At 57.3% G+C, this 9,413-nt stretch carries 10 protein-coding genes and 1 pseudogene; 4 read left to right on the top strand and 7 right to left on the bottom strand.

Translation table 11 applies throughout. From position 1 onward, the window contains the following. From V7680_RS13870 to V7680_RS13855, 4 genes and pseudogenes are all read left to right on the top strand, one after another. Positions 1-116 (top strand): annotated as a pseudogene (locus tag V7680_RS13870) (2-nitropropane dioxygenase); the annotation flags it as partial. 47 nt (positions 117-163) lie between these two features. Then, positions 164-709, top strand: coding sequence for a PH domain-containing protein (locus V7680_RS13865; RefSeq protein WP_335653860.1), 546 nt, complete (start codon positions 164-166; stop codon positions 707-709). Further along, positions 706-2,220, top strand: coding sequence for a PH domain-containing protein (locus tag V7680_RS13860; protein ID WP_335653859.1), 1,515 nt, complete (start codon positions 706-708; stop codon positions 2,218-2,220). Before V7680_RS13865 ends, V7680_RS13860 begins: the two co-directional genes overlap by 4 nt. Positions 2,221-2,305: 85 nt before the next feature. Further along, positions 2,306-4,057, top strand: coding sequence for a DUF885 domain-containing protein (locus tag V7680_RS13855; RefSeq protein ID WP_335653858.1), 1,752 nt, complete (start codon positions 2,306-2,308; stop codon positions 4,055-4,057). On the opposite strand, the gene V7680_RS13850 is transcribed toward V7680_RS13855, so the two are convergent. The 7 genes from V7680_RS13850 to rsfS all read right to left on the bottom strand — a co-directional run bounded on the left by V7680_RS13850 (position 4,058) and on the right by rsfS (position 9,215). Beyond that, positions 4,058-4,681 carry a hypothetical protein gene (locus tag V7680_RS13850; protein ID WP_335653857.1) on the bottom strand — a complete coding sequence of 208 codons (624 nt, stop codon included), beginning with the start codon at positions 4,679-4,681 and terminating at the stop codon, positions 4,058-4,060. Between the two features lie 54 nt (positions 4,682-4,735). After that, on the bottom strand, positions 4,736-5,275 hold the full coding sequence (locus V7680_RS13845) for a demethoxyubiquinone hydroxylase family protein (RefSeq protein WP_335653856.1): 540 nt from the start codon (positions 5,273-5,275) through the stop codon (positions 4,736-4,738). Then, positions 5,268-5,753 (bottom strand): disulfide bond formation protein B, encoded by a 486-nt coding sequence (locus tag V7680_RS13840; RefSeq protein ID WP_335653855.1) that lies wholly within the window; start codon positions 5,751-5,753, stop codon positions 5,268-5,270. The genes V7680_RS13845 and V7680_RS13840 overlap by 8 nt, the downstream gene beginning before the upstream one ends. Positions 5,754-5,762: 9 nt before the next feature. Beyond that, positions 5,763-7,127 (bottom strand): S41 family peptidase, encoded by a 1,365-nt coding sequence (locus V7680_RS13835; RefSeq protein WP_335653854.1) that lies wholly within the window; start codon positions 7,125-7,127, stop codon positions 5,763-5,765. 127 nt (positions 7,128-7,254) lie between these two features. Beyond that, on the bottom strand, positions 7,255-8,451 hold the full coding sequence (locus V7680_RS13830) for a murein hydrolase activator EnvC family protein (protein WP_335653853.1): 1,197 nt from the start codon (positions 8,449-8,451) through the stop codon (positions 7,255-7,257). A 5-nt stretch (positions 8,452-8,456) separates the two neighbouring features. Beyond that, positions 8,457-8,879 carry a 23S rRNA (pseudouridine(1915)-N(3))-methyltransferase RlmH gene (locus V7680_RS13825; protein ID WP_335653852.1) on the bottom strand — a complete coding sequence of 141 codons (423 nt, stop codon included), beginning with the start codon at positions 8,877-8,879 and terminating at the stop codon, positions 8,457-8,459. Between the two features lie 12 nt (positions 8,880-8,891). Beyond that, positions 8,892-9,215: a ribosome silencing factor gene (gene rsfS, locus V7680_RS13820; protein ID WP_335653861.1), complete on the bottom strand. Its 324-nt coding sequence runs from the start codon at positions 9,213-9,215 to the stop codon at positions 8,892-8,894. Between the last annotated feature and the right edge of the window lie 198 nt (positions 9,216-9,413).

Below are 9,413 nucleotides of genomic sequence, written 5' to 3'. Positions count from 1 at the left end.
TTGAATATGGAAGTGTCATGGCCGGACAGTCGGTCGGCATGGTCAAAGCGGAAGAATCCGTGGCCGAAATTATCAAGTCTTTGATCGATCAGGCCGAAACTGCTCTGGCCCGCTAGTCGTCAACCGTCTTGCCTAAACAATACAGCTTGGGCATAGCGAGACCATGACCGAACATGCTTCCAACTCTTCCATTTCCCAACAGTCTCCGGCGTTGGAACCAGACCTGCAACCCACCTATAATCAGGGCCTGACACCGCTCCATCCGCCGCAGAAAAGCCTGATCCGGGTCAATATGATCCTGCGGGCGCTGATCCTGCTGATACTGGCATCGGTCGCCGAATTGTTGCTCTATATGCATCACCAGGTGCAGCCCGCTTTGGTCCTCGGTCCCGTCACGGTTTTTGCCATCTTGCTGGTATTCGTCCTGCCCCATCGCATCTATCGCCGCTGGGGCTATGACATGGGCGACGAGCAATTGCGGGTGCTCCGCGGTTTTCTCTGGCGCACCGACACAATCGTCCCGTTCAACCGCATCCAGCATATCGATGTTGCGCAAGGCCCGCTGCAGCGACTGTTCGATCTATCGACCCTGATCGTCCACACCGCCGGAACCCACAACAGCATCGTCACCCTGCCCGGACTCGCCACCATTGATGCCGAAGCCATGCGCGAGACGATCAAGGGTCATATCCGCCAAGACATGATATGATCGACGAAGCGGCTCCATCGCTGACTCAGGACGAGGCCCCTTTCCAGCGGCTGCACCCGCTGAGCATCATCCTGAAATCTTTTTCGATGCTCGGCCAGAATATCGTCGCGATCATCGTCCTCCATTTCAGCCTGTTCGATCAGAATTTCAACTATAGTCTGCTCGCCGCGACGGCGCTGGTTGCTATGGTCGTCGGAGTCACGACCCTGATCTGGTCACGCTTCACCTATCAGGTCACTGAACGGGAAATCCGCATCAAGAGCGGCCTGCTCAACCGCAACAACCGCTCGATCCCGTTCGACCGTATCCAGGATGTCAGCCTCGAGCAAAAGCTAATCAGCCGCTTGCTTGGTCTTGCCACAGTCGCGCTGGAGACCGGTTCCGGCGGCGGAGAAGATGGACAGCTCAACGCACTGGCCCGGCCGGATGCGGAAAATCTCCGCGACAAGATACGGGACTATAAAGCCGGTTTGAAGGCGGATAATCCTCCGGCAGAGGACCAGCCGGTCACTACAGATACCCCGCCGCTATTTGCGATGGACAACCGCCGTATCTTCATTGCCGGTCTGTTCAACTTCTCATTCGTCCTGCTCGCCATTCTCGGTGCTCTCGCCCAGAATCTGGACTTCCTGCTCCCCGACGGTTTCTTCGATCCCCGCACGTGGATAGATGCCCTGCCGGAACAGGAGACGATCAACGGCCTCAGTTCGGCGGTACGGATTGGCGGAGCGCTGGCCGCAATCTTGTCGTTGGTCATCATCGGTTTTACCACCGGCATCATCCGGACGTTCGTCCGCGAATATGCATTCCGCCTCGACCGCGTCGATAGCGGGCAGCCGGGATTCCGGAGGCGACGCGGACTGTTCACCCTGACCGACATGGTGATGCCGATCCATCGCGTTCAGGCCGCGATATTGCAAACCGGTCCGGTGCGCGCGCGGTTCGGCTGGTATCACCTCAAATTCACTTCACTGGCGGGAGACGCCAGCGGAGAGACCGACCATAGCGCGGCCCCTTGTGCGCGCCTGCCCGAGATAGACCCGATACTGATAGAGTGCGCGGTCCGGCCGGCTTCTCCTGATCTCCCGTTTCACTCGGTCAACCCGGCTTTCTGGTGGCGCCGTGCAGTCATCGCCTGGCTGGCATTGGCGGTCGCTGCTCTCGGCACCGGATATTTCATCCATGACGGCTTGTTCGCGATCATCCTGCTTGCGGTCCCGGCCACTGTGGTCTTGTTCCTCAACTGGCTGCATCACCAATATGCGCTCGAAGATGGCCAGTTATATGTCCGGTCAGGCTGGTGGCGCCGCCGGCTGACTATCCTGCTGGTCCGAAAAGTGCAGAGCGTTGATGTCAGCCAATCGCCGCTCGACCATCCGCTGGATCTCGCCACTGTCACCATCGGCATAGCCGGCGGCTCGACAATCGCTCCGCTAAGCATCGCCGATATTCCGGTGAAAACCGCGATCGCGCTGCGCGAGCGGCTGTTTGCTTGGCAAAATCAAGCTTGACTAAGGCTTCCAATCATTCACGATAGTTGCCAGAGATATTATAAAATCATTGGGAGAGAATAAGATGCGCAGAACGAGTTTAGCCATGCTGGCACCGCTAGCAATGCTGATAAGCGCACCAGTCTTTGCTCAAGCGGACACCAGGCAGAAATCCGGCGAGCTGCATGCGATCATTGATGCCTATTGGGACTATCAGCTGGGACAATATCCTGAATTCGCATCATCGCTGGGAGTAGACGATCCTACCGGTCGGGTTAGCGACGCTAGCCTCGAGGCAGAGGACGCCCGGGTGGAAAAGGCCAAAGCCTGGCTTTCGCAACTGGACGCGATCGACAGCGCTTCCCTGAGCGAGGATGACAAGACCAACTATGGCATATTGCGCCGTTCTCTCGCCGAACAGATTGAAGCGAACACGTTCGGCCAGCGCACGATCAACTTCACCAACCGCGGCGGCTGGCACCAGAATTTTGCCAGCATGCAAAACAATCTGCCGTTCCGCAACGCGCAGGATTATCAGACCTACATCAACCGGCTCAAACAATATGCCACGGTCAATGACCAGTCGATTGCAGTTGCTAACCAGGCGCTCGCCGGCGGCTATGTCCAGCCTTGCGTGTCGATGGAGGGTTATGAAACCAGCATTTCCGGTCTGGTCACCGACAGCCCCGAAGCATCGCGCTTCTATCAGCCGTTCTTGCGCAAACGGCCTGAGACGATCGACGAGGTGACGTTCAACGCGCTGGCTGCGGAGGCCGCTGGAACGATCACCAATATCATCAACCCCGCAGTGCAAAAGCATCTCGACTGGTACACTAGCGATTATGCCCCGAACTGCGCGACAGCACCAGGTGTCTCGGCCCAACCGGGCGGATCGGAATATTATGATTTCCGTATCCGGCAGATGACCACGACGACCAAGACTGCCGACGAAATCCATAACATTGGTGTCAGCGAAGTAGCCCGAATTCGCGCCGAAATGGTCGAGGTTGCCAAGGAGGCCGGCTATGATACACGCGAGACGTTTATCGAGCATCTGCGGACCGATCCGAAATATTATGCAAAAACGCCGGAAGAGCTGATGGAAAAGGTTGCCCGGGTGACCAAGATCATCGATGGCAAAATGCCTTCGATCATCGGCAAGCTCGCGCGGCTTCCTTATGGCATCAAGGAAATTCCGGCGGAGACCGCCGAAGGTACGACCACCGCATATTATAACCCCGGATCGCCGGATGTCGGCATTGCCGGCTTCTATTATGTCAACACATCCAAGCTCGACCAGCGTCCGTTCTGGGAAATTCCGGCGCTGAGTGTTCACGAAGCGGTGCCCGGCCATCATCAGCAGATCGCGTTGCAGCAAGAACTCGACATGCCGGATTTCCGCAAACATGGCGCGTTTTTCACAGCCTTTGTCGAAGGCTGGGGACTCTATTCGGAGCGACTCGGTATCGAGATGGATTTATATGATACGCCCGCCAAGAACATGGGGCGGCTGTCCTACGAAATGTGGCGCGCGTGCCGACTGGTGGTCGATACCGGTATCCACAGCAAAGGCTGGAGCAAGCAGCGGGCGATCGATTTCATGACCGACAATACCGCGCTCAGCGAAGCCAATATCGAGGCAGAAGTGAACCGCTATATCAGCTGGCCTGGTCAGGCTCTGGCTTATAAAATGGGCGAACTGAAAATCCGCGAATTACGCGGCAAAGCGACGCGCGAACTGGGCGACAAATTTGACCTGCGCGGGTTTCATGACGTGGTGCTGGGACAAGGTGCAGTGCCGCTCGATATGCTCGAAGATCAGGTTAACCGTTGGATCAAAACCAGGAAGGCTGGCTAGTCATTCGTCGTCGGGACCGGGGACTTCGTCCGCCCCCGGCGGCACGGTTAGATCATCGCTGGCTTGCAGCGCAGCGGCATCCTTTACCTCGAGCCGTTCGCGAGCCGCTTCTGCTGCCGCGTTGCGCGCTTCGCGCTGGGCTTCGATTTCCAGCAACCGCTCTTCGACGGCATCCGATTCCGCGTCAATCCGGGAAAGTCGAAGCTGCCGCTCCTCTTCGATCAGCTGGCCCCAGTTGACCGTGTCATCAATGCCCTTTTCGGCATAGGCCTGCTTCAACAACTTTTGCGTGCAACCCGTGAACCCGCCTGCTCCGGTGGGAGAACAGCTGTTGGTTCCAGACGCTCCGACATATTCGTAGGATCTGACACGTTCCGACCAGGCCTGATTCTTGGCATCGCCCAGACTGCCGCTTCTCAAGGTTTCGGGAATGCGGTAACGATCGCTCTCGTCCTTGCGCGCGCAAACAACGATCTCTTCTTCACTGCTCCGCGGACAGGGATCATCACCATATACAACCAGCTGGTTGACCCGGTCGCCGGCCTTATCCTGCGCCAACGCGGGAGCAGCCATCATGCCAGCGCCCGAAAGGATCGCAGCGGAGAATAAAAGTTTCTGTATCATGATATTTCCTTTGTAGCCTCCGTCCTGAACCGACGCTGAAGCGAATACCGCTTGCTAGATGCGTTTCGACAGTCCGATAGCGAACTTGCAACCTAGCCTGATCACGGCGCTCAACGCCGGATAGCCCGGTGCATCCTCCGCTCCCATAGCGATTGCCGTAGCCTTATGCTCCAATTCCTCTTCGCGAAACTCCGCAATTATACGGGTCAGCTCGGGATCATTTTCCGATTCAAGCGCATCAAGCTGTTCTTGATAATGCTGATCAATTTCGGTTTCCACAGCAGCCGTGCAGGCCATCGCCGCCCGCGGCCCCATCGCTGCGGTTGTCGCGCCAAGCGCATAGCCCGCTATTTTCCAGAAAGGCTGCAAAGCGGTTGGCCGGACGCCACGCTCCGCGATCATCTTGTCAAAGGCATCCAGATGACGCTGCTCCTGCTCCGCCATATGGTGGATCGCACTGCTGTTCGGCGCATTGTCGCCCATCACCGCCAGCTGACCCTTGTAGATTTGCGCCGCGCCATATTCGCCCGCATGATTGACCCGGATCATCGAAGCAATATCAGCCGCTGATTTCCCCAATTTTGTCTCAGACATAGTCAGAATCCTTTCGTCCGGTCATTAGCATGACCAAGATGAGGATGGCACCGCTCACCGACAAGAGAAAATTATAACCAGCCAGCGAAATACCGAACAAAGACCACGGGGCAACATCACAACGCACCAACGGCGCGTTCATGATCGAGTCGAGTATATCACCACCCGCCGGGATAGAGGTGGCGCAGGAGGTTAATCCTTCCCACCAGTCATATTCCACGCCAGCATGAAAACCGCCAATCAGGCCGCTGACCAATATCGCCAAGGCTGCGGCGACCACCAATAGCTTCGACCAACTTTTGGAACCAAGCAGCAGCGCAGGCAGAGCCAGAATGATAGCGGCCAAATGCGGCCATCTCTGCCACATGCACATTTCGCAGGGGTATAGGCCAAAGCCATATTGACTGATCAAGGCACCGCCGAGCAAACCCGCAGGCATAAGGAAAGCCAGCCAATTGGCTTTGCGCACAGATGCCATCAGACGGTCCTAGTTCTTCGCCACCACGGTTTTCTTGCTGGCTTTTTTAGCTGCCTTGTTCATCGCTATTTTCAGGCCATCAGGGCCCAGGCGACCGATCGTCTGTAGCGCATAATGGAGCTGAAAATCGCTAATGCCCTGCTCTTTCAATTCTTCCGCTGTCTGGGTGAAGCGCGGATCAACCTTGCCATCTTCTTCGAGCACTTCGTCCTTCAGCTTGACCTCGTTGATCAGATGTTTCCGCAAATCGGACTCGCGGAACCGGGGACGGGTCTTATAATCCGGATCAGACAATTGGGGCACATTGATGTCGGGTTCGATCCCGCCCTCCTGCACCGACTTGCCAGCAGGCGTATAATAGCGTGCAGTGGTCAACCGCAGCGCGCTGTCATTGGAAAGTGGCAGCAAGGTCTGCACGGACCCCTTGCCGAAACTGCGCTCACCCATGATCAGGCCGCGGTGATGATCTTGCAAAGCACCGGCAACAATTTCGGAAGCCGAAGCCGAGCCCGCATCTATCAGAACGATGATCGGCAGCCCGCCAGCAGCATCGCCGCTCTTGGCAAAATAGCGCTCAATATCGGATTTTGAGCGTCCGCGCTGCGAAACGATTTCACCGCGCGACAGGAACACATCGGATACCGAAACGGCTTCATCGAGCAAACCGCCGGGATTGGATCGCAAATCGAGCACATAGCCGAGCGGCTTCTTGCCGAGCGACTTGTCGATACCGACGATCGCGGCAGCAACATCGGCACCTGTGTCACTAGAGAAACTGTTGATGCTGATCACACCGATCTGATCCTTGATTTCCCAGGTTACTGGTTTGAGATCGATAATCGCACGGTCCATGGTCACGTCGAAAGGCTTGTCGCGGCCAGGACGAACGATGGTGATGCTGATCGGCGTACCGGGCTTGCCGCGCATTTCCTCAACCGCTTCATCCAGCGTACCGCCGTAGATCAATTCGCCATTGATATGGGTGATATAATCGCCGGCCTTCACGCCGGCCTTGTCGGCAGGCGTATCCTTGAACGGAGCAATGACTTTTACCGCACCATCTTCCAGGGTTACCGAGAGGCCGAGCCCACCGTAATTGCCATCGGTCTGGGTCCGCAAATTGTCAAAATCCCGAGCGTCGAGAAAACTGCTATGAGGGTCAAGGCTACCGAGCATGCCTTCGATGGCACCCTTGATCAGATCCGCATCGTCCACCTGATCGACATAATCATTCCGCACCCGGTCGAAGACGGCCATGAACTGCTCCATCTCGCGATAGGTATTTGCGTCCACAGCGGAAATTGCCGACGTCGTAGCGGGCAAAAGCGCCACGGTCAGAACAAGGGCGGCGGCTTGCAATACGGGCTTTTTCATCAATGCTGTCCTGTATGTCTAGATTAGGATCAAATATAGGCTGGAATCACCCCTAAAGCCAAGCAGCTTAACCAAAAATGACGGAAGCGTTCGATGAACGACTATTTTCCGCATTTTTTGCCGGTTTTCAACCAATTAGGGCGGCAATATCAATTGCCCTGCCATTGCGGCGCAGTTCGACGGTGACTTTGGGATCATCCGACCCGGACCGCCCGACCGGAGAGCCCTGCACAATTTGATCTCCAACAGCGACACGAATTGTCGCCATATCAGTGATCAGACTGGTCCAGCCGGCGTCATGTTCGATGATCAGAATATTTCCATAGCCCCGATAGCGCCCGGCATAAGCTACTCTTCCTGCAGCCGGAGCAACAATTTGCGCGCCGGAAGCGACGGCGATGGTGAGACCGCGCGAGCGATAGCCGCTATCCGAAATCTCTCCGAGTCCCGTGACAATCACGCCGTTCACCGGCAAGCGATAGGCATTTGCGACATCCCGTTTTTGTGGCGGGGTCTGAGCCGCTGCGTCGCGCCCTTGGCTGGGTCGTAGCATCGGTCCGTCCAGTTGTGCCAGCGCTTCGCGGACTGCCCCGCTCTCGCGAATCTGGTCCATCAAGTCGACGATATCCCTCGCTTCCTCACCTAGAGCGAGCGCCCGGTCCTGCTCGATCCCGGCATCATCTGAGAATCGGGCGGATTCGATCCGTTCACTCGCTTCGAGACTGGCTAGCTGTCGTCGCCGCTCGGTCAGACGCCGCTGGCTTTCGTCGAGCGAAGCAATGGCCCGCGCAGATTGCAGCCGAAGCCGTTCGCCTTGCTTGACTTCATTGCGGAGGCCAGCGGTTCGCCGTTCGATTTCCGGCATCACTGCCGACATGATCGAACGCATATAGATAAGTTCATTGAGCGAGCGCGGTTCCACCAAGGCAAGTGCGGTTGGCTTGCGGGTCATCATCTGGAGAGCGGCGGTCAACCGGATCATTGGCCCCTGCTTCTGCGCCAGCCGGGCGCGCTGGCTCTGTTGCAACCGGGTGACGATGGCAATCCGGGTCCGGGCCGCGTCGATATCCGCTTCCGCCGACTGGATACGGGCGGCCAGCGCGGCAGCTTCGCTGGCGAGCCGGTCGGCATCATTGCTCGCCGCCTCGGCCTGACGGCGCAAGGCATCACTGCGCTGGCGGGCACGCTCGGATTGTTCGCGGGCCGACTTCAGGCTCCGTTGCTGTTCGGAAAGACTCGGTCCGGGGGTCTGCGCCGAGATCAGAGCGGCGCCGCTCAGCGCAACGCCAGTCGCGACGATTATCAAGAGGGTGGAGCGCAGCATAATGCTCACCCTTCCCTGTGATAAGGATGGCCGGCGATTATTGATGTCGCCCGAAACAATTGTTCGGCCAGCATCGCCCGCGCCATCATATGGGGCCAGGTGGCTTTGCCAAAGGAAAAGAAATGATCCGCGCTGGCCCGTTCTTCGGCGCTTAACCCATCGGCAGCACCGATCAGGAAACGCGTCTCGCGCGCGCCGTCATCGCGCCAGGCGGAGAGCAAATTCGCAAATTTTTTCGAAGTCCAGTTTTCGCCCGCTTCGTCCATCGCGATGATTTTGGTGATTCCGTCCAGCTTCGGCGATTTGCCACCCTGATCGGGTAGCTCGCTGATCTTCACATCCCAGGCAATCCGCTTCACATACCGGCTCACAAGTTCCGCTTCCGGGCTGCGGCCAATCTTCCCACGAGCGACGATATGCAGTCTCATCGCCTATGAAATTCAGGCTTCGACGGCGTCTGCCGCGTCACCTTCCTCTTCAACCGCCCACATCCGTTCCAGATTGTAGAAGCTGCGCACTTCGGGCCGGAACAAGTGGATGATCACATCGCCGGCATCGACCAATACCCAGTCGGCATTGGCGAGACCTTCGATTCGCGCGGTGCCGCCCGACTGTTTGATGCGCTCGGCCAGCTTCTGGGCAATAGACGCGACCTGTCTGGTCGAACGCCCTTCGGCGATCACCATATGGTCGGCGATATTGCTTTTTCCTTCCAGCGGGATGGAAACAACGTCCTGTGCCTGATCATCGTCGAGCGATTTCATCACCAACGCGTGGAGTGCATCCGACTCAGCCTTGCCTTCCTTGGAAGTGGCAGATTTCAGAGCTTTTACCTTCGGTTTCGTCAACTTAAATCCTAATCTTCTGGGCCAATCAACCGGTGTGTCACCGCGTCTCGAACGCGGCGATCATCATATTGCTGATGCCAATGGGGCCGAGCCATCCGGATCGCGGTGGCCGAG

It is taken from the genome of Parasphingorhabdus sp., from assembly GCF_036963705.1.
Classification (GTDB): Bacteria; Pseudomonadota; Alphaproteobacteria; order Sphingomonadales; family Sphingomonadaceae; genus Parasphingorhabdus.
Note: the sequence above shows the minus strand (reverse complement) of the source record. Positions and strands in the feature narration are given on the sequence as shown.

What these genes read in the sequence shown, in the direction of transcription:
- V7680_RS13865 (WP_335653860.1), top strand. Translation starts at nt 164, where the DNA reads ATGACCGAACATGCTTCCAACTCTTCCATTTCCCAACAGTCTCCGGCG.
- V7680_RS13860 (WP_335653859.1), top strand. Translation starts at nt 706, where the DNA reads ATGATCGACGAAGCGGCTCCATCGCTGACTCAGGACGAGGCCCCTTTC.
- V7680_RS13855 (WP_335653858.1), top strand. Translation starts at nt 2,306, where the DNA reads ATGCTGGCACCGCTAGCAATGCTGATAAGCGCACCAGTCTTTGCTCAA.
- V7680_RS13850 (WP_335653857.1), bottom strand. Translation starts at nt 4,681, where the DNA reads ATGATACAGAAACTTTTATTCTCCGCTGCGATCCTTTCGGGCGCTGGC.
- V7680_RS13845 (WP_335653856.1), bottom strand. Translation starts at nt 5,275, where the DNA reads ATGTCTGAGACAAAATTGGGGAAATCAGCGGCTGATATTGCTTCGATG.
- V7680_RS13840 (WP_335653855.1), bottom strand. Translation starts at nt 5,753, where the DNA reads ATGGCATCTGTGCGCAAAGCCAATTGGCTGGCTTTCCTTATGCCTGCG.
- V7680_RS13835 (WP_335653854.1), bottom strand. Translation starts at nt 7,127, where the DNA reads ATGAAAAAGCCCGTATTGCAAGCCGCCGCCCTTGTTCTGACCGTGGCG.
- V7680_RS13830 (WP_335653853.1), bottom strand. Translation starts at nt 8,451, where the DNA reads ATGCTGCGCTCCACCCTCTTGATAATCGTCGCGACTGGCGTTGCGCTG.
- V7680_RS13825 (WP_335653852.1), bottom strand. Translation starts at nt 8,879, where the DNA reads ATGAGACTGCATATCGTCGCTCGTGGGAAGATTGGCCGCAGCCCGGAA.
- rsfS (WP_335653861.1), bottom strand. Translation starts at nt 9,215, where the DNA reads ATGAAATCGCTCGACGATGATCAGGCACAGGACGTTGTTTCCATCCCG.